Genomic DNA, 24348 nt, shown 5'->3' with positions numbered 1-24348 from the left:
AAATCAAATCGATCAGGGGAGATCGCCGAGCTCGTCGGTCAGGCGGCGCAAGAAGCGGGAGATCACGGTCGCCTCTTCCGCAGTGAACTCACCCTCGATGGCGGCCACGCGCTGCGCCAGCTCGTCACCCTGTCCGTGCAGATCGCGGAGCGACGGCCGGAGGACCTTGGACCGCGCATCCAGGGGGTGCGGCGCGACGACGATCTGCCCCCGCTCCGACATCCGTCGCACGACGCTCGTGACGGCGGCCGTACTGATGCCGAGGTAGGTGGCGAGGTCGCGGGGAGTGACGGGCTTCTCGACGGGCGCGGTGCTGATGAAGTGCATCGCCGCACGGTCGGTATCGTTGGGTTCGCGCCGGGCGGCGAGACGGCGGTTCAACTGCGCGTCGGCGCGACGGAAGTCGTCGACATCGCGAGCGAGCGCTGAGGTCGTGACGTCGGTACTCGTGTTTCCCATGCAGAGATCCTCCTTCCCCGAACTCCATGGTACCTCGGCAACCTGACAGTAAGGCTGTCTAGCGATATCGGGTGCGACCAGGGACTTCCGGAGGTGCGATGATGGAACCCTGCCCCCGAAAGGATGCCATGTCCGAGCCACTGAGCCTCGAGGAGGCGTCGTACATCCGCTACGCCGATCTGCTCGCACGCCTGGAGGAACTCTTCCCCTCCGTCTCGCGACGCCGGATCGAGCAGATCATCGCCGCCGAGACCGATGCGATCACGGGCGGTCTTCTGCGCATCGTCCCGGCCGAGGTCGAGACCGGCGCGATGGAGATGCTCGAGCGGGAGGCCGGTTCCAGCGACGAAGGAGAGGTCGCGTGACCGACAGCACCGGCGAGTTCCACGCCTCCGGGTACTGGTACCCCGACAGCGAGCGCGCCACCACGGTCGACGTGCTCAACATGCTGCGGCGCTACCGCAGTGCCGAGACGGCGATGCGCGCCCGGACGCGCGCGTCGATGGGCATGAACGAGACCGACCTCGTCGCCCTCCGGTTCCTGCTGCGCGAGCAGAAGGCCGGTCGCATCGTGCGGCCGATCGATCTGGCGCGCATGCTCGACATCTCCACCGCGTCGACGACGACGCTCATCGACCGGCTGGAGAAGGGCGGGCACGCGCGCCGCGAACCGCACCCGACCGACCGCCGCGCCGGCATCGTCGTGCCCACCGTGAGCAGCGACGACGAGGTGCGCGCGACACTCGGTGCCATGCACCGCCGGATGCTGTCCCTCGTGGACGACCTCTCCGACGAGGAGCGCGTGGTCGTCATGCGGTTCCTCGTCGGGATGACCGCCGCGATCCAGGAGGCCGCGGACGCCGACGCCGCGCACGGCGGCGCCGATCTTGTGGAGGAGCCGGCCTAGTCCGACCCGTTCCGCGGACGCCGGGCGTCCAGGAAGCCCGCGAGCAGCACGGCCACGAGCGCCGCGACCGGTGCCACCACGAGCCCCACGCGCAGGCTCTGCGTCTCCGCCAGCCACCCGACGAACGGCGGCGACAGCAGGAAGCCGAGTCGCAGCAGCCAGGACACCACGGTGAGCCCGACACCGGGCCGCAGTCCAGGGAGCTCGTCGGCGGCGTGCATCGCGGCGGGGATGAGGGTGGCGATGCCGAAGCCCACGGCCGCGAACCCGAGGATCGTGCCGGGCACGCTCGGGAAGAGCAGCGCGAGCGTCATCCCAACGGCGGCGATGAGGCCGCCGACCCGCGCCACCCAGCGCTGCCCGAAGCGATCGGTCATCGGATCGCCGAGCAGACGCCCGACGAACTGCGCGCCGACGAGGGCGATGAATCCGAGCGGTGCGACCGCTCCCGCCGCTCCCAGGGAGTCGCCGAGGTAGAGGGTGGCCCACGAGTTGCCCGCGTCTTCGGCGATGGCTCCGGCCATCGCGATGAGGGTCAGGGCGATCACGGCCAGCACCGTCCGCGCCGGAACGCCGCGACGGACCGCGGAGGCGATCTCCTCGGGTTCCGCCACCGCATCCTCCTCGGCCTCGTCGTCGCGGCCGGGCAGGCAGAAGCGGAGGGCGACGAGGGCGACCGTCGCGAACACCGCGGTCGAGATCCCCAGGTGGACGGCGAGCGGGAGCTGCAGCGCGATCGCGCCCGCGGCCATCACTCCGCCGAGCACCGCACCGATGGACCAGATGGCGTGGAAGGAGTTGATGATGGAGCGCCCGTACCGCCGCTGCACGCGCAGGCCGTGGGCGTTCTGCGCGACATCGGTGATGGCGTCCGAGGCGCCGCCGACGAAGAGCGCGATCGCGAAGAGGACGCCGGTCGGGGAGAGCGCCGCCGACAGCAGGCCGAGGCTCGTGAGGACGGTGCCGATGACGGCGACGCGCGCCGACCCGAAGCGACGGATCAGCGTGGCCGCCAGGAGTCCGGCCGCGATCGCCCCGGCGGGGAAGGCGGCGAGCGCGAGACCGTAGCCGAGGTTGTCCAGGCCGAGCGCGGCCTTGATCTCGGGGTACCGCGGGAGGATGTTCGCGAACAGCGCGCCGTTCGTGAGGAACAGCGCCGACACGGCGAGGCGCGCGCGCCGGGTGGCACGGTCCGCCGGCGCTCGTCGAATCGATTCGATGGATGTCACGGATACGACCGTACCCTGTCGCCGGGGGTGCTCGCGAGCGTATCGCGACGGCGCGATGCGGCGGGCGCAAGCCCGTTCCCCGTGTCGGCCCCGGGATCTACGCTCGGAGCATGAGCGAGCTCACCCAGCCCACCGGTCGCGAAGACGCCCTGCGGGCGGTCCCCCGCGACGACGGCTCCGCGCCCCGCGCCCTCGTGCTCGGCGCCACCGGCTACATCGGCGGCCGCCTGACCCCGCGCCTGCTGAACGCCGGCTACCGGGTCCGGGTCCTCGCCCGCGACGCCGTCCGCGCCGCCTCCTTCGGCTGGGGCGAGGAGTGCGAGATCTTCGAGGGGTCCGCCGACGACGAGCACGCCGTCGCCTCCGCGATGGACGACGTCGACGTCGTGTACTACCTCATCCACTCCATGTCGGCTGGGAAGGGGTTCGAGGAGAGCGACGAGCGCGCGGCGACCACCGTCGCCACGGCGGCCGCCCGGGCCGGGGTGCGACGGATCGTCTACCTCGGCGGCCTGCACCCGGACGACGCGAAGCTCTCCCCGCACCTGCGCTCCCGGGTCCACGTCGGCGAGATCTTCCTGGAGTCCGGCGTTCCCACCCTCGTGCTGCAGGCGGGCGTGGTGATCGGCTCCGGCTCGGCGTCCTTCGAGATGATCCGGCACCTCACCGACGTGCTGCCGTACATGCCGGCGCCGAAGTGGGTGCGCAACCGCATCCAGCCCATCGCCGTGCGCGACGTGCTGCACTACCTGCTCGGGGCGGCACGGGTCGATGACCAGGTGAACCGCGCGGTCGACATCGGCGGACCGGATGTGCTGCGCTACGGCCAGATGATGAACGGGTACGCGGTGGAGGCCGGACTGCGGCAGCGCGCCATCGCGGCCCTTCCGGTGCTGACCCCGAAGCTCGCCTCGCACTGGGTGAACCTCGTCACCCCGGTGCCGCGTTCCATCGCCCGGCCCCTCGTCGCCTCGCTGCAGAACGAGTGCATCATGAAGGACCACGCCGTCGACGCGCTCATCCCGCGGCCCGAGGGCGGGCTCACGCCGTATCGCCGCTCCGTGGCGCTGGCCCTCGGCCGGGTGGACGCGGACGCCGTGGAGACGAGCTGGCAGGACGCCGAGGTGACCGGAGCCCCGAGCGACCCGCTGCCGAGCGACCCCGACTGGGCCGGACGCACCGTGTTCACGGACAAGCGCTCCGTCGCTACCCGCGCGTCCGTCGCGGAGCTGTGGCGCGTCATCCTCGGGATCGGCGGGGAGAACGGGTGGTACTCGTCGCCGCTGCTCTGGGCGGTGCGGGGGCTCATGGACCGCGTGGTCGGCGGCGTGGGGCTCCGACGCGGACGCCGCAGCCGCACCGCCGCCCGCGTCGGGGATGCGATCGACTTCTGGCGCGTCGAGGCGGTCGAGCAGACCGAGGAGGGGCATCTGCTGCGACTCCGCGCCGAGATGAAGGTTCCGGGCGAGGCCTGGCTCGAACTGCGCGCGGTGCCCGACGGCGACGGCGCCCGCTACGAGCAGCGTGCCGTGTTCTTCCCCCGCGGGCTCCTCGGCCGGCTGTACTGGCTCGCCGTGCTGCCCTTCCACGGGCTCATCTTCTCCGGCATGGCCGCCCGGATCACCGCAGCCGCCGAGACAGGCGACCACGCCGGTTCAGGCGTCCTGCGAGAGGACGTGTCTGATCCGGCGTGAGCGCCTGAGCTCTCGCGTTCAGTCCTTGTCGGCAGGGGCGTCCATCGCCGCATCGGCGGCGGCGTCCACCTCGGCCGGCGGGATGATGTCGATCGCCTCGGTCGCGGCCTCGTACACCTCGGCGAGGGTGTCGTCGACGGTGTCCTCGTCGATCCAGGCGAGGTCGTCCTCCGAGTGGTCGTACTCGACCGGCACGAGCGCGAAGTCGTCGCCGTACTCCTCGAGTCCGGCCATGACGCTGTGGCGGACGGCGGCCCTGGCGTAGCGGTCGCGCAGGATCAGGGGATCGCGCCGCAGATCCTTCATGAACGCGATCATCATGAACGCCATGATGATCGCGAACGGCAGCGCCGCGATGATCGTCGCGTTCTGCAGCGACTGCAGGCCGCTCCCCTCGGCGCCGCTGACGAGCAGCACCGCGGCGATCACACCGACCAACACACCCCAGACGACGGCGACCCAGCGCGACGGCTCCGGGCGGCCCTGCTGGGACAGCGTGCCCATGACGAGTGACGCGGAATCGGCGCCCGTGATGAAGAAGATCGCGATGAGGAGGATGAGCACGATGCTGGTGATGAGCGGGAACGGCAGGTTCTCCAGCACCCCGAACAGCACCTCCTCCGGCGGGTCGACGGTGAGCCCTGCGCCGTCCATCTGCTGCTGGATCGCCGTGGTTCCGAAGATCGCGAACCACACGAGCGAGATGGCGGACGGCACCACGATGACGACCGACACGAACTGACGGAGCGAGCGTCCGCGGGAGATCTTCGCGATGAACATGCCGACGAACGGCGACCAGGAGATCCACCACGCCCAGTAGAAGATCGTCCAGCTCGACAGGAAGGCCTGCGCGGCCTCTCCCTGCGATGCGGAGCGGCCGATCATGGTCGGCAGATCGCCGAGGAACTGCACGGCGACCGACGGGATCACGTTGAGGATCAGCAGCGTCGGACCGACGAAGAACACGAAGAACGCGAGCAGGATCGCGACGACGGCGTTGATGTTCGACAGCGCCCGGATGCCCTTGGAGACGCCGGAGACAGCGGAGGCGATGAAGCACGCCGTGAGCACCGCGATCACCGCGATGAGGATGCCGTTGCCGAGCGGGCCGATGCCGCTGACGAGCTCGACGCCGTGGCCGATCTGCAGCGCCCCGAGACCGAGGGAGGCGGCCGTGCCGAACAGCGTCACGATGATGGAGAAGATGTCGATCGTGCGGCCGACCGGGCCCGTCGTGCGGTTCTCGCCGAGCAGCGGGGCGAAGATCGACGAGATCAGCGGCGTGCGGCCGCGGCGGTAGGCGCCGTATGCGATGGCACCACCGACGAGCGCGTAGAACGCCCAGGCCTGGGGACCCCAGTGGTAGAGCACCTGGGCCTGCGCGGTGTGCATGGCCTCGAGGGTGTTCGCCTCGACGGTGCCCGGCGGCGGGTTCTCGAAGAACGTCAGCGGTTCCGCCGCACCCCAGAACACGAGGCCGATGCCCATGCCCGCCGCGAAGAGCATGGAGATCCACGAGAACATCGAGAACTCGGGCTCCTCGTCGTCGCGGCCGAGCGGGATGCGCCCGTACTTGCTGAAGCCGACGAACAGCATGAACACGAGGATGATCGTGGCGATGGTCGTGAAGAAGAAGCCGAAGTACTCGACGACCCAGGCGAGTACCGTGCTCGTGGTGCCGGCGAGGTTGTCCCCCGCGAACACGCCCCACGCGATGAAGGCGAGGGCGAACGCGGCGGCGACGCCGAACACGAGCGGGTCGGTGCGGTAGGTGCGCCCCGTCTCCTCCACCGACACCCCGGGAACCAGCGCCGGGTGCACGCTGCGCGGCGGGACCGTCGTGATGTCGCGGACGATCTTGCGCGCCGTCTCGGAGGCCTTCGCGGCTTGGCGGTGCGTCCCGGTCACGACGGCGTCGGTGCGCGGACGGGTCGGGGATCCTGCGGAGCGTTCGGTGGGCTTCTCGTCAGGCGTGTCCATGAGAGACCATCTTTCCACCTGTGCGGGCTCAGGCGTACGCGGGACATCAGGCACCCCCGGCGCGGGAGCGCCTGATTCCGCGCGATCGCCTGTTCTGGCGGGGCCGCCCGGCGGGGTCTGGGCGGGGCCTGGCGGGTCAGCGGGGGCGGCGGCGACCCAGGAAGAGGGCGCCGAGCAGCGGGAGCACCGAGACCCACAGGAGGGTGATGCCCAGCGGCGGGAGCGGACCGACGAGCAGCGCCCCGCCGATGAGCATCGCCGCGAACAGGACCCCGGAGGCGATCCGCCGCGCGATACCCTCCAGACGGTCGAGGCGGCGCTCCAGACGCGAGGTGTCGAAGGAAACGTTGCCGTCGTCGACGCGGGTGATGATGTCGTCGATGCGCTTCGGGAGCCGCCAGGTCGTGGCCGCGTTCGCCATCGCCTGCTGCGCCATGTCCTGCATGAGGGTGCCGGATTCGTCGCGGAGCAGCCGCGCGGCGTACGGCTCGGCCGCGTCCCACACGTTGAACGCGGGATCGAGGCCGCTGCACATGCCGGAGGTGAGGGACACGGCCCGGATGAGGAGCAGCATGTCCTCGGGGAGCTGCAGCGGAAGGCGCCGCACCATGTCGCCGAACTCCTCGGCGAAGTCGGTGAACTCCCGCGGGTCGACCCGGCTCAGCTCCGCGAACCCCATGCCGCCGAAGCGCGCGAAGAGGGTGGTCAGCGCCCGCTCCAGCTCGCCGGTGTCGGCCGTGGGGAGGAGTACGCCGATCTCCTTCGCCGCACGGACGAGGCCGCGACTGTCCCGCGCGGTCACCGCGATGAGGAGGGTCCGAAGTCCCTGCCGGAGGTTGTCGGAGACCTCGGCCATCATGCCGAAGTCGATGAACGTCAGCCGGAAGCCGCCCGGGGTCCCTGAGCCGCCCTGGGTCCCTGAGCTCGTCGAAGGGACCGGCGTGACGAAGATGTTGCCGGGGTGCGGGTCGGCGTGCACGAACCGGTGCGTGAAGACCTGGTCGAACATGACCTCGGCGAAGGCGTCGGCGACCGCGGAGGGGTCGATGCCGGCCGCCCGGAGCGCCGCGGTGTCGTTGATCTTGATCGCCGTCACGTCGGACAGCGTGAGCACCCGGCGGGTCGTGCGCTCCCAGACGATCTCGGGGGCGGCGACGCGCGGGTCGTCGGCGAAGTTCTCGCGGAACCGCTCGGCGCTGCGGGCCTCGTGGAGGTAGTCGATCTCCTCCATGCTCGTGACGGCGAACTCCTCCACGAGGGCGGGGGCGTCCACGCGGTCGGCCACGATCCGGACCCGGGTGAGCCACCGCGCGACCCGGCGGAGGGCGGCGAGGTCGACCGCGATGATCTCGTCGATGCCCGGGCGCTGCACCTTGACCACGACCTCGTCCAGCCCGGTGTCCTCCGCGTCGAGCGCCGACAGCCGGGCACGGTGCACCTGGCCGAGGGACGCGGCCGCGACGGGGGTGTCGTCGAACCAGGCGTACACCCGCTCGAGCGGCATGCCCAGCTCGGCCTCCGCGAGCGCCCGGATCTGCGGGGTGGGCACGGCGGGGACCTCGTCCTGCAGCCCCTCCAGCTCGGCCGTGATCTCGGGCGGGAGCACATCGAGGCGCGAGGACATGAACTGCCCGACCTTGATCATGAGCCCGCCGAGTTCGACCGCGAGCGTATGGAACCGCCGCGCGAACCGCTGCATGCGGCGGGCGCGCGTGCGCTCCGCGATGGAAGACAGCCCGAACCGCGGAAGGACGAGCTCGAACCACCAGATCTTCAGGAACTCACGGCTCGCGAACGACAGGATGCGGCGGTACCGGGCTCGGTGAGGACCCTGTGCCGCCGCTGCCGTCATCGCGTCATCCTTCCGCCGTTCCGCGCCGGACGCCGCACGACGCGGTCAGTCCTGGGCGAGGATCGTGTACAGCCTACGGCGGGCCTCGTCGAGCACCTCGATGGCCTGCTGCACCTGCTCCGCGGAGCCGCTGCGCCCGACCTGTGCGGCCGCGGCGGCGAGGTCGACCCCGGCCTTGGGCAGAGCGCTGTACCGGGCGTCGCGGCTGCGGTCCTTGTCGGAGGACGGCACCCACGGCGGGGTCTCGGTGCTCTCCGCGGCGACGGCCCGGCCGGCCTCCGTGAGGGCGTAGGTCTTGCGACCGTTCTGCTCCTCGGCCTCGATCAGACCCTCGTCGGCGAGGAGCTGGAGCGTCGGGTAGACCGAACCTGCGCTCGGCTTCCAGGTGCCGCCGCTGCGCTCGGCGATCTCGTTGATGATCTGGTAGCCGTGCATCGGTCGCTCGGTGAGGAGCGAGAGGACGGCGGCGCGCACATCGCCGCGGGCCATGCGCGACCCGCCGGAGGGACGCGACTCGAACGACTTGCGGAGCTGGTCCATCGCCTCGAACAGCGCTCCGGCCGGACCCTGCGAGCCCCCGAAGAGGTTGCCGAGGCCGCCGGCGAAGTCGCCGCCGTTACTGCCGTTGCCGCTGCCGCCGAACGGGGTGGAGGGGAATGCGTTGTTCATGATGACCTCCCAGTCGTGAACGATACTCAACGATATATCGTTAACGCTGAATGCGGGGTGGGAATCCGGACTCAGGCCGGCGCCAGCACCGCGGCCCCGGTGACGGTCGCATCGACCCCGAGCTCCGCCGATCGCACCCGGGCTGTCGACGGCCCCGGCATCGCCGCCGCGCGGTAGGCGCGGGCGACCTCGGCGAGATACCGCTCCCCGATGGCCGCCACGCCGCCGCCCACCGCGACGACCTCGACGTCCAGGAGCGCCTGCGCCCCGGCGAGCGCGCGACCGAGGAACGCCGCCCCCTCCGCGATCACCTCCTCGGCGACCGCATCCCCGGCACGAGCGGCCGCGTCCACCTCCCGCAGCGTGCGCGCCATGCCGGTGCGCTCGCGGTACGTCTGCTCCAGCGCCGGACCGGAGGCCACGGCCTCGACGTGCCCGACCCCTCCGCAGTCGCATCGACGACCGGCCAGTCCTGGCGGGAGGGCGAGCTCGGTGTGTCCGACCGATCCCGCCGTGCCTGTCGCGCCCGCGCGGAGACCGTCCGGGAGGACGACGGCTCCCCCGATGCCGGTGCCGACCGTGACCATCAGCAGACCACGCGCTCCCCGACCCGCCCCTGCCGTGGCCTCCGCGACCGCCGCCGCGTGCACGTCGTTGACGACGGCCACCGGGGCATCGAGGGCTCGGACGAGCGCCGCACGCAGCGGGAAGCCCGCCCAGCCGCTGATCGCATCGGTCGCGGAGGTGATGCCGCCGTCCTGATCGACCACGCCCGCGGTGCCCACGCCGACCGCCGCGAGCGGCTCCCCGCCGCGGATCACATCGATCGCATCGACGACCGCCCGCACGATGGCCTCGCCGCCCTCCCGGGCCGGCGTCGACAGGGTGTGCACGGCCGTGGCGCGACGGCGCGCCCCGCCCGGCTCCGCACGGAACCCCGCGACGGCGATCTTCGTGCCGCCGATGTCGACCCCGACGATCACACCCGCTCCCGGGCGGCCGGCGTCGCCGCGACGAATCGACGCGTGAGGGCGATGGGATCGGTGATCGCTCCGCCGACGACGACCGCGAAGGCCCCGGCGTCGAAGGCCGCGCGCACCTGCGCAGGGGTCTGGTAGCGCCCCTCGGCGATGGTCGGGATCCCCGCAGCGACGAGCGCGGCCACGAGGTCGAGGTCCGGGTCGTCCTGTCGCGGAGAGTGCGGGGTGTAGCCGGACAGGGTCGTGCCGACGACCGCCGCCCCCGCCGCCCACGCGCGCTCGCCCTCCGCGACCGTCGACACGTCGGCCATCACGGGCCGCCCCGTCGCCGCGGCGATCTCCCCGATGAGCCGGAAGTCCGTGCCGAGCTGCTCCGTCGTGGCGTCCACCGCGATGATGTCGGCACCGGCCTCCGCCAGCCCCGCGGCGAGCGCGCGTTTCGGGGTGATGACGTTGCGGACGCCGTTCCAGACCTTGTGGAGCCCGATGATCGGCGCATCGGTCACCGGTCGCACCCGACGGATGTCCTCCGGCCCGTTGAGCCGCAGGCCGCTCGCGCCGCCGAGCAGTGCCGACTCGGCGAGCGCGCCGATGACGTGGGTGTCTCTCGCGGGGGCTCCCGCGGAGGCCTGAACCGAGGCGACGAGCCGGCCGCGGAGGAGGGCGAGGGATTCATGGGTCACTTGAGGGCTCCTGCACTGGCACCGCCGATGAAGAACTTCTGTCCGAGGAGGAAGATCGCCACGGCCGGGAGGGTGAACATCACGCACGCGGCCATGAGCGGCCCCCAGGCCACGTCGTTCTCCCCGAAGAAGGCGTACAGACCGATGGACAGCGTGTACGTCGACTGGTCGTTGAGGTAGATGAGGGGATTGAGGAAGTCGGTCCACGCCCAGACGAACTGGAAGATCGCGGCGGTCACGATGGCCGGGCGCGCCAGGGGCAGGACGATCGTCGCGTAGGTGCGGAACTCGGAGGCACCGTCCAGACGGGCGGCCTCGATGAGCTCGTCCGGCACCGCGAGGAGGAACTGCCGGATCATGAAGATGAAGAACGGCGTGCCCAGGAACGCGGGGACGATGAGCGGGAGATAGGTGTTCGTCGCCTCCAGCCCGTTCCACACGAGGAACAGCGGGATCAGCGTGACCTGCGGCGGCAGCATCATCGTGGCGAGCACGAGGATCAGGAGCGGTCGGGCGCCGCGCCACTTCACCTTCGCCAGCGCGTAGGCGACGAGCGGACACGAGATGACCGTGCCGAGGATGCTCATGCCGGAGACGAAGAGCGTGTTGGCGAGGTAGCGCCACACCGGGATCTGCGCGAACGCCTCGGCGAAGTTGGCCGTCGTCCACTCGGCGGGCAGCAAGGTGGGCGGCGAGGAGAACACGTCGCCGGGCGTCTTGAACGCGGTCGACAGCATCACCAGCAGTGGGAACAGGAACAGCAGCGCAAGCAGCGTCACCGCGATCTGCTGCCGGACGCGGCGGAGCGTGCGCCGGGTGCGACGGGGGCGCACCGGAGCGGAGATGTCAGCGTGCGCCATCGTGGACCCACTTCCTCGAGGTCGCGAGCACGATGAGGCTCACGACGAGCGTGATGATGAACAGCGTCCACGCCATGGCGGAGGCGTAGCCCATCTTCAGGAACACGAAGGCGTTCTGGTACAGGTACATCGCGTAGGACAGCATCGACTGCCCCGGCCCCGAGCCCGCCTGGTTGAGGCGCTCCTGCGACAGGATGTAGGGCTGCGTGAAGATCTGCAGGAACCCGATGATGCTCACGATCACCTGGAACAGGGTCACAGGGGAGACCGTGGGCCAGGTGACGTTCGTGAAGCGGCGCCACGCCCCCGCGCCGTCGAGCTCGGCCGCCTCGTACAACTCCTTCGGCACCTCCTGCAGGGCGGCGAGGTAGATGGTCATGGTGCCGCCGACGGTCCACAGCGACATGAGGATGATGGCGGGCTTCGTCCACTCCGGCTGCTGCAGCCAGGCCGGCCCCTCGATGCCGAACCACGACAGGAAGTGGTTGATGAAGCCGTACTGGGCGTTCAGCAGCCAGCGCCACAGGTAGCCGCCGACGACGACCGGCACGATCGAGGGCAGGTAGACGAGCGCGCGGTAGAGCGGCTGGCCCCGCACGGGTGTGTTCAGCAGGTGCGCGCCGGCGAGCGCGATGCCGACCGCGAGCGGCACGCCGAACACGGTGAGCACGGCCGTGTTGGCGAGCGACTTCCAGAACACCCCGTCGGCGAACATCTGGGTGTAGTTGTCCAGCCCCACCCACTCCGGCGACTGGAACAGGTTGAAGTCGGTGAAGCTGTAGTACGCCGACGCCGCGATCGGATAGGCGAACAGGAACAGGAAGCCGACGATGAACGGCGACGCGAAAGCCAGGCCGATCAGCGTGGTCCGGCGGCTGCGGCGCCGCCGGACGGGAGCGCCGGGTCCGGCAGGAGCGTTCTCCTGCCGGACCCGGGGTGCTGTTGCCGTGGTCACGAGGACCGGCTCACTTCGAGGCGTAGGAGGCCATGCGCTCCTCGACGGTCGCGATCGCCTCCTCCGGGGTGGCGGTCAGTCGCACGACCTCGTCGAACGCGGTCGCGAGGTCGGTCGCGTACTCGGCGCTGCACGGACGGCTCGCCAGGGACTTCGCGTTCGGGGACGACGCGGCCTCCGCCCAGACGCCGAAGTCCTGCAGCTCGTCGAACGCAGCGCTGCCGGCGAGGGAGGAGCGGCCGGGGAGGTTGCCGAGCGCGACGGCGAACTTCTCCATGGGCTCGTCGCTCACGAGGTAGGCGAGGAACGTGGCCGCCTCCTCCTTGTGCTTCGAGTTCGCGGGGATGAAGAGGGTGCTCGCGGTGACCTGCGTGCTGTTCTCCAGGTCCGGCGAGGCGGCGGGGATCGCGGTCACGCCCCACTCGAAGTCGGGGGCGATCTTGGCGGCGCTGGCCGACCGCCACTCGCCGTCGATGATCATGGCGACCTGGCCGCTGAAGAACGGGTCCTGCGCGGAGAGGTACTCGCCCTGTCCGGACACGAACGTGGCCATGGCGTCGGCGCCGACCGGCTCGATCACGTTGTCCTGATACCACTGCAGGGCCTCGAGGTTGCCGTCTTCCGCGGGGGTCGGGCCGTCCTCGCCGTCCCAGCTCCCGCCGAAGGCGTAGCCGAGGGTCGTGAGGGTGGTGCTGTCGTTCGCCGAGCCGAGTCCGAGCTGCGTGATCTTGCCCGACGCGTCCTTCTTGGTGAGCTTCGGGATGGCGGCGGCGAGCTCGTCCATCGTGGTCGGCGGGGTGACCCCGGCCTCCTCCAGAAGCTGCGGGTTGTAGAGCAGCTGGAAGCTGTGGATGGCGATCGGCAGCGAGTAGATCTTGCCGTCGTAGGTCATCTGCTCCATGGCGCTGGGGACGAAGTCGTCGACATCGATGTCCTCGGCGGCGATCGCCTCGTCGAGCGGCGCGAGGATGCCCTTCGAGGCCCAGGCGCCGACGGTGTTGCCGAAGTTGTCGGAGATGTCGAAGGAGCCGTTCGACGACGACATCGACGTGAGCTGCTTCTGGGTGTCGGGGCTGGAGACGCCCGTGACGACGATGTCGTCCTGACTGGCGTTGAAGTCGGCGATGATCGCCTCCAGCGCCTTCGCCTCCTCGCCTCCCCACAGGTACGAGAACGTGATCTCGGTGGGGCCGTCCGCGTCACCGCCGCCGCCGGCGCAGCCGCTCAGGGCGACGATCGTCGCCGTGCCCACCGCCCCGGCGACCAGGACGCGTCGGCGCATGTTGTGCTTCACGTGCATGGGGATTCTCCGCTCATCGTTGACCGTGCAAAGGATTGGAATAGACCAATTAAGAACCGCTGAGAGGAGACATTGACACAATCCCGGGTGATCGTCAAGATTGGGTTAGTCCAAACGAGGGGGAACCATGGCGGCGATCGAGGGCGTCACGAAGCACGAACGCGTGCGGCGGCATCTGGAGAAGGTCATCGACCAGGGGCTCGCACCCCACGAGAAGCTGCCGACGGAGCGCGAACTCGCGGAGTCGCTCGAGGTGAACCGGCAGACGGTGCGTCGCGCCCTCGACGAGCTCGAACGGGACGGCCTCGTGTACCGGCTGCAGGGAGCGGGCACCTTCGTGAGCGCCTCGCGGATCAGCAAGGCGTTCGAGCTGACCTCGTTCTCGGAGGACATGCTCGCCCGCAACATGCGACCCGGCTCCCTCTCCGTCGACGTGGGCACCGCGGCAGCCGGGCAGACCGCAGGGTACGCCTTGAACCTCAGCCCGCAGTCGCCCGTCGTCCGGATCCGCCGGGTGCGCACCGCCGACGACATCCCGATCTGCCTGGAGGTGTGCTCGATCGCGGCCGACGCGGTGCCGGGCCTGGAGGACGGCATCGAGGGCGACTCGCTCTACGACGACCTGCGCACCCGTTTCGGCATCACCGCCGTGCGCGCCGACCAGGAGATCCACGCGGTCGTCCTCGACGAGGAGCAGGCGGCCGCGCTGCAGACGCCGCCGTTCTCGCCCGCCTTCCTCGTGAAGCGCACGACCTACGACGCCCGCAGCCGCCCGATCGAGTACGCCGAATCGGTGTATCGCGGCGACCGCTACTCGTATCTCGTCTCCATCGCCCGCCCCTGATCCCCGATCTGCGACCCCCTTCACCGACGAAAGGCTCCTCGTGTCCGACCCGATCCTCCGCCCGCGCATCGCGCTGCTGCCCCTCGACGACCGCCCGGTGAACGTCAAGCTCCCGGGAGACGTCGCGGCCGTCGCGGGCGTGACCCTCGACGTTCCGCCCGCCGAGATCCTCCCCTCCTACCGGACCGCGGGCGACGCCGACGGGCTGGGTGCCTGGCTGCGCGAGCGTGCCGCGGATCCGGCCACCGTGCACCTGGTGGTGTCGGTGGACATGCTGCTCTACGGGGGCCTCATCGCGAGTCGCACGAGTCATGACACCACTCGCGACGTGCTGGCGCGCCTGGACGTGCTGCGCGAGGTGCGGCGGATGCGGCCCGACCTGCCGATCTCGGCGGTGTCGCTGGTGACCAGGGCGAGCAACTCCTACTCCGCGGCCGAGGAGCCGACCTACTGGACGGAGCACGGCAAGGAGATCCACGCGCTCGGCGGCGACGCGCACCGGCTGCTCGGCGAGACCGAGGTGCTGCCGCTCGACGAGCTGACTCCGGTGCCCGCCGCGGTCGTCTCCGATTACTCGTCTCGGCGGCTGCGCAATCACATCGTGAACCTCTCCACGCTCGGCCTCGTGGAGGACGAGACCCTCGACTTCCTGGCGATCACCGCCGACGACACCGCCCCCTTCGCGGCGGGAAGCGCGGAGCAGGTCTGGCTCCGGCACTGGATGCGGATGCTGCCGTCGGGCCGGCGCGTGCTGATGTACCCGGGGGCCGACGAGGTCGGGGCCGCGCTCGTCGCCCGGGCCCTCGCGGCGAACGCCGGGGTGACCGCCTCGTTCTCGGTGGCCTGCGCGGACGCCGCCGGCATGGAGCGCGTCCCGCCGTACGAGAACATGTCGCTCGCGGCCTCGGCGAGCCGGCAGATCCGCGCAGCCGGTGCCGAGGAGGTCGCCGCGGGAGGCGACGTCACCCTCGTGCTGCACGCCCCGGACCCCGACCGGCACGACATGTTCCGCGGGCGGCCGGAGGTCGTCGACGTCGAGGCCGTCGCGGGGACGGTCGCACTCGTGCGGGAGCGTCTGGAGGCGGGGGAGCATGTGGCCCTGGCCGACGTGCGCTACCCGAACGGCGCGGACGAGGCGCTCGTACGCGCGCTGGCGGAGGCCGGACTGCTCGGGCGCCTGGAGGCCTTCGGCGGGTGGAACACCGCCGGGAACACGCTCGGCAGCGTCGTCGCGGTGGCCGCCGCCGGAGTGGTGGGCCGGGCCACCGGCTCCTTCGACGAGCGCGCCGCGCGGATCGCCCTGCTCACGCGGCTGCTCGACGATTTCGCCTACCAGGCCGTGGTGCGCACCGATGCGGGCCCCTCCCTCTTCCCCGACATCTACCCGATGGCCGAGGATGCGCAGGTCGCGACGGCCGAGCGCGTCATCCGTGCGGAGCTGACGGCCCTCCTGGAGTCGATGCTGCCCGCCGAGGACGTGCGGATCGCGGAGCTGACCCTCCCCTGGCGGCGCTCGTTCGAGATCGGTCTCACCCTGCACTGATCCTCCACGGCGGCGGCATACACCCGGGACCGCCGCGAGCCTGGCGCGCTCCACAGGAAGGGATGGTTGGCTGGAATCTCCGGCGGGGGAGATTCGGGCCGGTCACGATCACAGGGGGATGACGTCCATGAGCAGTGCGACCGGGGACGAGGCGGCCGGGGGCCGCGTGCGGGTGAGCGTGGTGGTGCCGGTGTTCCGGCCGAAGGCGTCGTTCGACGACCTCATCGCCTCGCTCGACGCGCAGACGCTGCCCGCGGGGTCCTTCGAGGTCCTGCTCTGCGACGACGGCTCCGGGGAGGAGACGGCCGCGCGGCTCGAGAGCATCGCGAAGGACCGTCCGCATGTGCGCGTGCTGTCGCTGCCGCACTCCGGGTGGCCCGGCACTCCGCGCAACCGGGGTGTCGAAGAGGCCAGAGGGACGTACGTGCAGTTCGTCGATCAGGACGACCGCCTCTACCCGCGGGCGCTGGAGCGGCTGTGCGACTACGCGGACGAGAACGGCTCCGATGTCGTGGTCGGCAAGGAGGTGGGCATCGGACGCAAGCTGCCCGCCAAGATCTTCCAGCGCGACATCCCGCACGCGGTGCTCGGGGAAGACCCGATCCTGGAGATGCTGACGCCGCACAAGATGTTCCGGGCCGCCTTCCTGCGGGAGAACGGCATCCGCTTCCCTGACGGGAAGGTGCGGCTCGAAGACCATCTCTTCGTGATGCAGGCGTACTTCGCCGCCGATACGATCTCGGTGCTCGCGAGCGAGCCCTGCTATGCGTGGGTGAAGGAGCCGGGGAGCGCGAGCTCGGCCCGCATCGAGCCGGAGTCGTACTTCCCGCATCTGGAGACCGTGCTCGACGTGGTCGAGGCGAACACCGAACCGGGGAAGGTGCGGGATCGGCTGCTGCGGCACTGGTTCCGCGGCAAGATCCTCAACAGGATCGCCGGGCGACGGATGGTGAAGTACCCGGCGGAGTACCGCGACCGTCTGCTGGACGTGGTCGTGCCGCTCACGCAGCGTCGTTTCGGACCCGGCGTGGACGCGGGGCTGTCGTTCCCGCAGCGCATCCGCGCCGCTCTGCTGCGCGCCGACCGCCGCGACGACCTGCTCGCCTTCGCCGCCTTCGAGGCCGAGACGACCTGCACCGCCGCCGTGACCTCGGCGCGCTGGTCGCGGGGAGGGCTGCAGCTGACCGTGCGCGTCCGCGTGCGCCGGAACGGCGAAGAGGCCTTCGTGTTCGAGACGGTCGGCTCGGCGGATCATCTGCTGTCCCTCCCGCTGTCGACGACGGAGGATCTTCCCTCGGGCCTGCTGAACGCCCGCAAGGAGCGCCGTGCCGACCGGGTCGACGTGGTCGCGCAGGACACCCCGGAGCCGGGCCAGGCCGCGGAGTCCACCGCGGGTTCGGAGCGCAAGGTCGGCGGGCGCCGACCGAAGCGCCTCGACGCGGTTCCCATCGCCGTGGACCCCATGAAGGTGTTCCGCGAGGACGGTGCGCGCGACGCCGATCTGTCGGTCGCGGTCCGCGTGGCCGGCTGGGTGTTCACGGCGCCGCTGACGGCCGCCCCGGACGTGGTCGCACACCTCGGCCGCTCGCCCCTTCTCGCGGGCCGGCGGGTCGAACTCGTGCGGAACGACGACGGCAGCCTGCGCCTGCACCGGGAATGGCCCGGAGGCGCCTGGCGTGACGCCCTGGCACGCACCGCGCGACGCGTGCGCTCCCGCCTCCGCCGCTGACAGCCCCACAACGCCCCGCGCCCGAACTCCCGCACCCGCGCACCGCACTCAGGCCGCGACATCGAAGCGCGCCCGTCCGCCCAGCCGGGGCGTCCGCCGCGGGTCGACCCACGCCGGCGGGAGGAACCATGGCCGGCCGGCCACACCGGAACCCTCGATGACGATCTCCCACCCGTTGTCATGGATGCGGTGGTGACAGGTCTCGCAGAGCAGGATCCCGTTCGAGAGATCGGTCGGACCTCGGTCGCGTTGCCACCAGCGGAGGTGGTGAGCCTTCGTCATCCCCGGGGGAAGCCCGCACATCGCGCACCCGCCGTCCCGCTCGACCAGCGCCAGGCGTTGGGCTCGGGTGAAGAGGCGCTTCTCGCGACCCCAGTCCAGGACCTCGCTCGCCCCGCCGAGCACGCAGGGGATGACGCCGCCACCGGCAGCCATCCGCCGCGCGGCACCGATGTCGATCACCTGGTCGAGCCCGTCGATCGTCGCCGACCCGGTGCCGACCTGGAGATCGTCGAGGGACACGCGCACGACCACCGTCGCCCCCGCGAGCGGCACCCGATCACCCTCGCACCCGAGCACATGCCCGCAGAAGAGGGCCAGCGCATCGGCCTGGATCATCGCGACCGAGCGCCGGTCGGCGTCCGGCGACCCGGCGTCAGGCGCATCGAGGCGGGCGGCGAACACGGCGGACACGTGCCCGCGGATCGCAGTGACGACCGGCGCCGCGGTCTCGGCATCGAGCTGCGCGTGCAGGTGCACCATGCCGTCACGCTCGAAGAGGCGCAGTCCGCGCCGAGCGCGCTGCGCCTCCGCCCGCGGCGCCACGCCGTCGGGGTCGAGCCACGCTTCGGCGCGGAGGACGAGTTTGCGCACCGCATCGAGCTCGAGCCCCTCGGCTGTGGCGGCCAGCACCCGCTCCGCCTCGGCGATGCGTTCCGCTCCCGCGGCCACGCGGCAGCGGTCCAGCAAAGCGACGAGGAGACCAGCCGCCGGCGCTCCGAGGGCACCCGACGCGAGCGCTTCTCGGAGGAGCGGGTACCGCGCGGGCAGCGGCGCGCCGAGCAGATCGCTTCGCGGGGCGGTCGCCTCTCCCACCTTCACCAGACGCTGCGCCTCGCCCGTCGAGATGCCTGTCATCGCGGCGATGAGCTTCGCCGCCGTACGGTACCCGCGTTGCTTCGCCAGGCTGTCGGCACCGAGCTCGGCGCGCGACTCCCGGGCGATGCCGGCCGCCACGTCGACGTGCAGTGCATCGAGCCGGCGCCGCAGGAGTCCGATCGCGTCGGCGACGTCGACGAGCTGCGCGCGGGAGAGCTCCGGCGCATCGCCCGCGGCGCCCCACGCCTCGTCGAGACGCTCCATCGCCTCGCGCAACCCGGACATTTTCGACATGCTTCATTTTATCTTCCAGTGGCCCGACTTTCGAAGATTTGTTCTAACGGATGCCGGCATTCCGCCCGACCGACAGGGATCTCGCGTCCGGATCCGGCGCAGACCCCCGCCCGTTCACCTCATCGCATCCTCGCGTTCACGCCGCGCGCCTATCTTGAGTGCGGACGCGCGACCGCGCTCACGAAACCAGACAATCTTTGTGCCTTCAGCACAAGAACCGGTAGTGTCGCATCGACACACCTCGAAGGCGAGAAAGGGACGAACATGGCCGACAGGCAGCAGAGGCGCTGGGCGCTCATCGGATCGACGGCCGCGGCGGCGATCGCGCTCACCGGATGCACGGCGGGCGGCGACGGAGACGCGGGCGGCAGCGACGGCGGCTCCGGGGACACCCTCATCGTCTACACGAACTCCAACAGCGACGGCCGCGGTGAGTGGATCACCGAGAAGGCGGCGGACGCGGGCATCGACATCGAGATCGTGGGTCTCGGCGGCGCCGACCTGACGAACCGCATCATCGCGGAGAAGAACAACCCCGTCGGCGACGTGGTCTTCGGCCTGAACAACATGTTCTTCGAGCAGCTCAAGACCGAAGAGGCCATCACGGCCTACGAGCCGAGCTGGAGCGGTGAGGTGCCCGCGGACGCCGGCGACCCGAAGGACGGCGCGTTCTGGCCGCTCGTGGAGCAGGCGATCGTCACGGTCTACGACGAGAACCGCATCAGCGACGCGCCCACCGACCCCGACGACCTGTACACCGACGAGGCGTTCGCCGGCCGCTACGAGGTCAACCCCGCGCTCGGCCAGGCGACCCCGCAGCTCGTGCTCGCCAGCATGCTCACCCGTCACCTCGACGAGGACGGCGACCTCGGCGTGAGCGACGAGGGCTGGGACCTGGTGAAGTCGTACTACGCCAACGGCTCCCCCGCCGTGGAGGGCACCGACCTCTACGCCCGCATCACCCGCGACGAGGTGGACTACGGCGTGCTGCCGTCGAGCGGCATCTCCGCCCGCGACGAGGAGTACGGCACCAGCACCGGGATGATCGTGCCCGAGTACGGCGTCCCCTACGTGACCGAGCAGATCGCACAGATCAACGGCACAGACAACGAGGACAAGGCACAGGAGTTCATCGACTGGTTCGGCAGCGCCGAAGTGCAGGGCGAGTTCGCCGCGGAGTTCAACGCCATGCCGGTGAACGAGGGCGCGGTCGAGAAGGCCAACCCCGAGGTCGTCGAGCTCATGGGCACGCTCGACCGTCAGGACATCGACTTCGGTTTCGTGAGCGAGAACCTCGGCGCCTGGGTCGAGAAGGTCACGCTCGAGTACATCGGCTGACCCGCGCAGTCCCGCACCGGCAGAGAGAGAAGACGATGATCCGTTTCGACGACGTCGAGGTCGTGTTCGGCGACCACCGTGCGGTCTCGCACCTCGATCTGGAGATCCAGGAGGGTGAGTTCTTCACCCTCCTGGGTCCGTCCGGATGCGGCAAGACCACCGCCCTGCGCACGCTCGCGGGGTTCATCGAGCCGACCGGCGGCCGCATCCACATCGCGGGTCGCGACGTGACCCGCGTGCCGAGCGAGAAGCGCGGCGTGGGCATGGTGTTCCAGAACTACGCGCTGTTCCCGAGCATGAACGTGCGGGAGAACATCGCGTTCGGCCTCTCGGTGCAGAAGGTGTCGAAGGCCGAGCAGCGGCGGCGCGTGGACGAGGTCGCCGACCGCACCGGGCTCGCCGCGTCGCAGCTCGAGAAGAACGTGGCGGAGCTGTCCGGCGGCCAGCAGCAGCGCGTCGCCATCGCCCGGGCGCTCGCCCTCACCCCCAGCATCCTGCTGCTCGACGAGCCGCTGTCGAACCTCGACGCCAAGCTCCGCGTGCAGCTGCGCGAACAGCTCAAGGAGCTGCAGCACGAGGTCGGCGTGACCACCGTGTACGTCACCCACGACCAGGAGGAGGCGCTCACCCTCAGCGACCGGATCGCCGTGCTCGACGCCGGGACGCTGCAGCAGGTGGGCACCCCGGAGGAGATCTACGACCGCAGCGCGACGCCCTTCGTCTGCCGGTTCATCGGCGAGAACAACCGCCTCAGCCCCGCGCAGCTCGTCGCGATCGGCGCAGGCCTCGACGCCACGGCCGAGAGCTACGTGCGGCCGGAGAAGCTGCACCTGGCGTCGCCGTCCGCGGCCGCCAGCGGCACGGCGTCGCTCGACGGTACCGTCGCGGAACGCACGTACCACGGCAGCCACAGCGTCTACACGGTGTCGGCGGCCGATGGGACGCTCCGGGTGAGCGTGCCGGCCGCGGCGAGCGCGCACCGCTGGGACGTCGGCGACGCCGTGCGCATCGACGTCGACCCGCGGTGGATCCTGCAGTACCCGGCGGCGTGACATGAGCGCTCCGCAGAACGACTCCCGCCCGGTGCCGCCGCCGTCCGCGGCCATGACCGACGCGCCCGGCGCCCTGACGACCGAGGCCGCCGAGGCGGGCACCGCGACGAAGCCCCGCCTCCGCCGCGGACGGCCCGGCAGCGTGCGCGCGATGCTCCGCTCACCGCTGGCCTGGGTGACCGGCATCGTCGTGATCTGGTTCGCCGCGGCCTTCCTCGTGCTGCCGAACGCCGAGCTGCTCGCCGCGACCTTCTTCCCGGACGGCCAGTTCAGCATCCGCGCCGTCGAGAAGCTCCTCGGCAGCGAGCGCGCACTGAAGACGCTCGGCAACAGCTTCCTCCTCGCGATCACGCTGTCCGTCACGGTCAACGTCGTCGGGGTGTTCATCGTGCTGGTGACGCAGTACTTCCAGGTGCGCGGCGCCAAGCTCCTCTGGCTCGGCTACGCCACGACCCTGATCTACGGCGGCATCGTGCTCGCCGCCGGCTACAACTTCATCTACGGGAAATTCGGCTTCATCACGAACCTGATGGTGAACATCTGGCCGGACATGAACCGGGACTGGTTCTCCGGCTACTTCGCGGTCGTGTTCGTGATGACGTTCGCGACGACGACGAACCACATGCTGTTCCTGTCCTCGTCGCTCGGCAAGGTCGACTACGCGTCGATCGAGGCGGCGAAGCTCATGGGCGCGTCGACCTGGACGATCCTGCGCCGCATCGTACTGCCGGTCATGAAGCCGATGCTCTTCGCCGTCACGGTGCTGACGTTCCTCATCGGTCTCGGGGCCCTGACCGCGCCGCTCGTGCTCGGCGGCCCGGACTTCCAGACCGTCGCCCCCCTCATCATCGACCTGTCGCGCAGCCCGATCACGCGCGACATCGCGGCGCTGCTGGCGATCGTCCTCGGCGTCGCGACCATCATCCTGCTCGCGATCATGAACCGCGCCGAGAAGTCCGGCGTGTACTTCTCGGTGGCGAAGGTGGCGACGCCGATCCAGAAGCAGCGCATCCGCAACCCGTTCGCGAACGCGGTCGTGCACGTGGTCGCCTACCTGCTCTGGGTGATCTACCTCATCCCGGTCGTGCTCATCGTGATCTTCTCGTTCGTGGACGCGCGGAGCATCCTCGCCGGGTCCATCACGCTCGACAGCTTCACGCTCGACAACTACATCACCGTGTTCTCCAGCGCGGCGGCCCTCCGCCCGTTCATCGTGAGCGTCGTCTACAGCGCCCTCGCCGCGGTCATCGTGGTGGGCGGCCTGCTGTTCGTCGCGCGGATGATGCAGAAGCACCGCAACCTGCTCACCACGGCCATCGAGTACGTGCTGCACATCCCGTGGATCCTGCCGATCGTGCTGATCGCGCTGGCCTTCGTGATGGCGTTCGACGCGCCGCAGCCCCTCGTGGGCAACATCGTGCTCACGGGGACGCCGGTCCTGCTGCTCGTCGCGTACATCTGCGTGAAGATCCCCTTCACGCTGCGGCTGCTCAAGGCCGGGTTCGCGTCCGTGCCGGACTCCCTGGAAGACGCCTCGCGCATCCTCGGCGCCCGCTCGCTGACCACGTTCCGGCGCGTGCTCATCCCGCTCGTGCTGCCGACCGCGGCCGCGATCACGGCGCTGAACTTCAACAGCCTGCTCGACGACTACGACGCCGCGATCTTCCTCTACCACCCGCTGTACAAACCGCTCGGCGTCGCGATCCAGGAGAGCACGCGCGGGGAGAACAACCTCGACGCGATGCCCATCACGTTCGTCTACACCGTGCTGCTCATGATCATCATGGGTGTCACCATGTATCTCGTGTATGGACGAGGTTCGCGCGCCGGAGCGCCCCGCCGACGGAAGCAGCGCGCATGAGCGGGGCGGAGGCCGGGACGCCCGCCCTGCGGGTCACGATCAGCGACGTCGCCGCCGCGGCCGGGGTGTCCCGCGCGACGGCGACCAGGGCACTGAAGGGCGAGGGCCGTTTCGCACCGGAGACGCAGGAGCGCATCCTGGAGGCGGCCGAGCGACTCGGGTACGTGCGAAACACGATGGCCGCGGAACTCGCCGCCGGACGCACCGGCACCGTCGGCCTCATGCTGCGCGACGCGAGCAACCCCGCGTACGGTCTCCTCTTCTCCCGGTTGCAGGAGGAGGCGCATCAGCGCGGCCTCGACCTCGTGACCGTCACGATCGGCGCCGACGAACAGGGCGCCAAGCAGGTGAATGCGTTGCACCGGCTGCTCGGCATGCGCGTCGCGGGACTCATCGTCGCCACCGGCGGCATCTCCGCGGCGCAGCTCGAGCCGTTCGCCGACCAGGTGCCGATCCTCCGTGCCGGGCGCGTGGAGTCGGCGGGCCGCATCCACACCGCCCACTACGACGACGAGGGGCACGGACGCCTGCTCGCGGAGTACATCGTGGCGCTCGGCCACCGGACGGTCGTCGTGCTCGCCGGAAGTCCCGAGGCCTCGTACCCCGAGCACCTCCGCGCGCTCGCGATGCAGGAAGTGCTGACCGCGGCGGGCGTCGCCGTGACGATGATCTCGGCCGGCGCGCGTCCCGACGACGGCGTCGACGAAGCCTTGGCAGCCGTGCACGCTGGGGCGACCGCGGTGATGTGCGCCTCGGACTACCGGCAGCTCGCCGTCATGCGCGCCGCCCGCGCGGCCGGGCTCCGCGTGCCGGAGGACGTGAGCGTGACCGGGTGCGACGGCATCCTGCCCGGCGCCGATCTGCTCGGGCTCACCACGCTGCGGATTCCCGTGGAGGCGGTGGCCGCGGCCGCCGTCGAGACCATGCAGCAGCTGCTCACCGCGGACGAGCCGGAGACGCTCGTGCGCCGCTCGTTCACGGGAACGCTCGTCCCCGGATCCACGGCCGCCGCCGTCTGACA

At 70.7% G+C, this 24348-nt stretch carries 21 protein-coding genes; 10 read left to right on the top strand and 11 right to left on the bottom strand.

From position 1 onward, the window contains the following. Positions 1 to 12: 12 nt before the first annotated feature. Positions 13 to 459: a MarR family transcriptional regulator gene (locus AB0300_RS16075; RefSeq protein ID WP_085604560.1), complete on the bottom strand. Its 447-nt coding sequence runs from the start codon at positions 457 to 459 to the stop codon at positions 13 to 15. Positions 460 to 587: 128 nt separating this feature from the next. Here AB0300_RS16075 and AB0300_RS16070 point away from each other — a divergent pair, with 128 nt between their 5' ends. Next, the gene (locus tag AB0300_RS16070) at positions 588 to 824 is read left to right on the top strand and encodes a hypothetical protein (RefSeq protein WP_366216419.1); all 237 of its coding nucleotides are present in this window, start codon (positions 588 to 590) and stop codon (positions 822 to 824) included. Further along, on the top strand, positions 821 to 1366 hold the full coding sequence (locus AB0300_RS16065) for a MarR family transcriptional regulator (protein WP_060921947.1): 546 nt from the start codon (positions 821 to 823) through the stop codon (positions 1364 to 1366). The genes AB0300_RS16070 and AB0300_RS16065 overlap by 4 nt, the downstream gene beginning before the upstream one ends. Here AB0300_RS16065 and AB0300_RS16060 read toward each other — a convergent pair. Further along, on the bottom strand, positions 1363 to 2586 hold the full coding sequence (locus AB0300_RS16060) for an MFS transporter (protein WP_366216433.1): 1224 nt from the start codon (positions 2584 to 2586) through the stop codon (positions 1363 to 1365). The genes AB0300_RS16065 and AB0300_RS16060 overlap by 4 nt on opposite strands. A 119-nt stretch (positions 2587 to 2705) precedes the next feature. Here AB0300_RS16060 and AB0300_RS16055 point away from each other — a divergent pair, with 119 nt between their 5' ends. Then, complete coding sequence (locus AB0300_RS16055; RefSeq protein WP_366216418.1) at positions 2706 to 4289, top strand: SDR family oxidoreductase; 1584 nt, start codon at positions 2706 to 2708, stop codon at positions 4287 to 4289. 18 nt (positions 4290 to 4307) lie between these two features. Here AB0300_RS16055 and AB0300_RS16050 read toward each other — a convergent pair whose 3' ends face one another. From AB0300_RS16050 to AB0300_RS16015, 8 genes are all read right to left on the bottom strand, one after another. Next, complete coding sequence (locus tag AB0300_RS16050) at positions 4308 to 6269, bottom strand: BCCT family transporter (protein WP_366216417.1); 1962 nt, start codon at positions 6267 to 6269, stop codon at positions 4308 to 4310. Between the two features lie 136 nt (positions 6270 to 6405). Next, positions 6406 to 8121, bottom strand: coding sequence for an AarF/UbiB family protein (locus tag AB0300_RS16045; protein WP_366216416.1), 1716 nt, complete (start codon positions 8119 to 8121; stop codon positions 6406 to 6408). A gap of 45 nt (positions 8122 to 8166) precedes the next feature. Further along, positions 8167 to 8790 (bottom strand): PadR family transcriptional regulator, encoded by a 624-nt coding sequence (locus AB0300_RS16040; protein WP_025104066.1) that lies wholly within the window; start codon positions 8788 to 8790, stop codon positions 8167 to 8169. Between the two features lie 71 nt (positions 8791 to 8861). Then, complete coding sequence (locus tag AB0300_RS16035) at positions 8862 to 9773, bottom strand: ROK family protein (RefSeq protein ID WP_366216415.1); 912 nt, start codon at positions 9771 to 9773, stop codon at positions 8862 to 8864. Next, complete coding sequence (locus AB0300_RS16030) at positions 9770 to 10453, bottom strand: putative N-acetylmannosamine-6-phosphate 2-epimerase (protein WP_366216414.1); 684 nt, start codon at positions 10451 to 10453, stop codon at positions 9770 to 9772. Before AB0300_RS16030 ends, AB0300_RS16035 begins: the two co-directional genes overlap by 4 nt. After that, complete coding sequence (locus tag AB0300_RS16025) at positions 10450 to 11313, bottom strand: carbohydrate ABC transporter permease (protein WP_126893709.1); 864 nt, start codon at positions 11311 to 11313, stop codon at positions 10450 to 10452. The genes AB0300_RS16030 and AB0300_RS16025 overlap by 4 nt, the downstream gene beginning before the upstream one ends. Then, a complete protein-coding gene (locus tag AB0300_RS16020; RefSeq protein ID WP_366216413.1) occupies positions 11300 to 12268 on the bottom strand; it encodes a sugar ABC transporter permease in 969 nt (322 codons plus the stop codon). The genes AB0300_RS16025 and AB0300_RS16020 overlap by 14 nt, the downstream gene beginning before the upstream one ends. Before the next feature lie 10 nt (positions 12269 to 12278). Next, the gene (locus AB0300_RS16015; RefSeq protein ID WP_366216412.1) at positions 12279 to 13568 is read right to left on the bottom strand and encodes an ABC transporter substrate-binding protein; all 1290 of its coding nucleotides are present in this window, start codon (positions 13566 to 13568) and stop codon (positions 12279 to 12281) included. A gap of 127 nt (positions 13569 to 13695) precedes the next feature. Here AB0300_RS16015 and AB0300_RS16010 point away from each other — a divergent pair, with 127 nt between their 5' ends. From AB0300_RS16010 to AB0300_RS16000, 3 genes are all read left to right on the top strand, one after another. After that, positions 13696 to 14412 (top strand): GntR family transcriptional regulator, encoded by a 717-nt coding sequence (locus tag AB0300_RS16010; protein WP_144881505.1) that lies wholly within the window; start codon positions 13696 to 13698, stop codon positions 14410 to 14412. 40 nt (positions 14413 to 14452) lie between these two features. Continuing rightward, entirely contained in the window at positions 14453 to 15955 is a 1503-nt protein-coding gene (locus AB0300_RS16005; RefSeq protein ID WP_366216411.1) for a DUF4127 family protein, read from the top strand. A 127-nt stretch (positions 15956 to 16082) separates the two neighbouring features. Further along, a complete protein-coding gene (locus AB0300_RS16000; protein WP_161973048.1) occupies positions 16083 to 17684 on the top strand; it encodes a glycosyltransferase family A protein in 1602 nt (533 codons plus the stop codon). Between the two features lie 48 nt (positions 17685 to 17732). On the opposite strand, the gene AB0300_RS15995 is transcribed toward AB0300_RS16000, so the two are convergent. Beyond that, positions 17733 to 19076: a DUF222 domain-containing protein gene (locus tag AB0300_RS15995; RefSeq protein WP_366216410.1), complete on the bottom strand. Its 1344-nt coding sequence runs from the start codon at positions 19074 to 19076 to the stop codon at positions 17733 to 17735. A gap of 264 nt (positions 19077 to 19340) precedes the next feature. On the opposite strand from AB0300_RS15995, the gene AB0300_RS15990 reads away from it, so the two are divergent. Genes AB0300_RS15990 through AB0300_RS15975 form a run of 4 tightly spaced genes read left to right on the top strand, consistent with a single transcriptional unit; the run spans position 19341 to position 24346 of the window. Next, positions 19341 to 20414 carry an extracellular solute-binding protein gene (locus tag AB0300_RS15990; RefSeq protein WP_366216409.1) on the top strand — a complete coding sequence of 358 codons (1074 nt, stop codon included), beginning with the start codon at positions 19341 to 19343 and terminating at the stop codon, positions 20412 to 20414. Positions 20415 to 20449: 35 nt separating this feature from the next. Next, the gene (locus AB0300_RS15985) at positions 20450 to 21466 is read left to right on the top strand and encodes an ABC transporter ATP-binding protein (protein ID WP_366216408.1); all 1017 of its coding nucleotides are present in this window, start codon (positions 20450 to 20452) and stop codon (positions 21464 to 21466) included. A gap of 1 nt (position 21467) precedes the next feature. Continuing rightward, a complete protein-coding gene (locus AB0300_RS15980; RefSeq protein ID WP_308409679.1) occupies positions 21468 to 23327 on the top strand; it encodes an iron ABC transporter permease in 1860 nt (619 codons plus the stop codon). Then, entirely contained in the window at positions 23324 to 24346 is a 1023-nt protein-coding gene (locus AB0300_RS15975) for a LacI family DNA-binding transcriptional regulator (protein ID WP_366216407.1), read from the top strand. Before AB0300_RS15980 ends, AB0300_RS15975 begins: the two co-directional genes overlap by 4 nt. Positions 24347 to 24348: the final 2 nt, after the last annotated feature.

Origin of the sequence: Microbacterium sp. NPDC078814, assembly GCF_040702645.1 — a bacterium.
Taxonomy (GTDB): Bacteria; Actinomycetota; Actinomycetes; order Actinomycetales; family Microbacteriaceae; genus Microbacterium.
The sequence above is the reverse complement of the archived record's forward strand: the minus strand, read 5'-3'. Positions and strand labels throughout refer to the sequence as shown.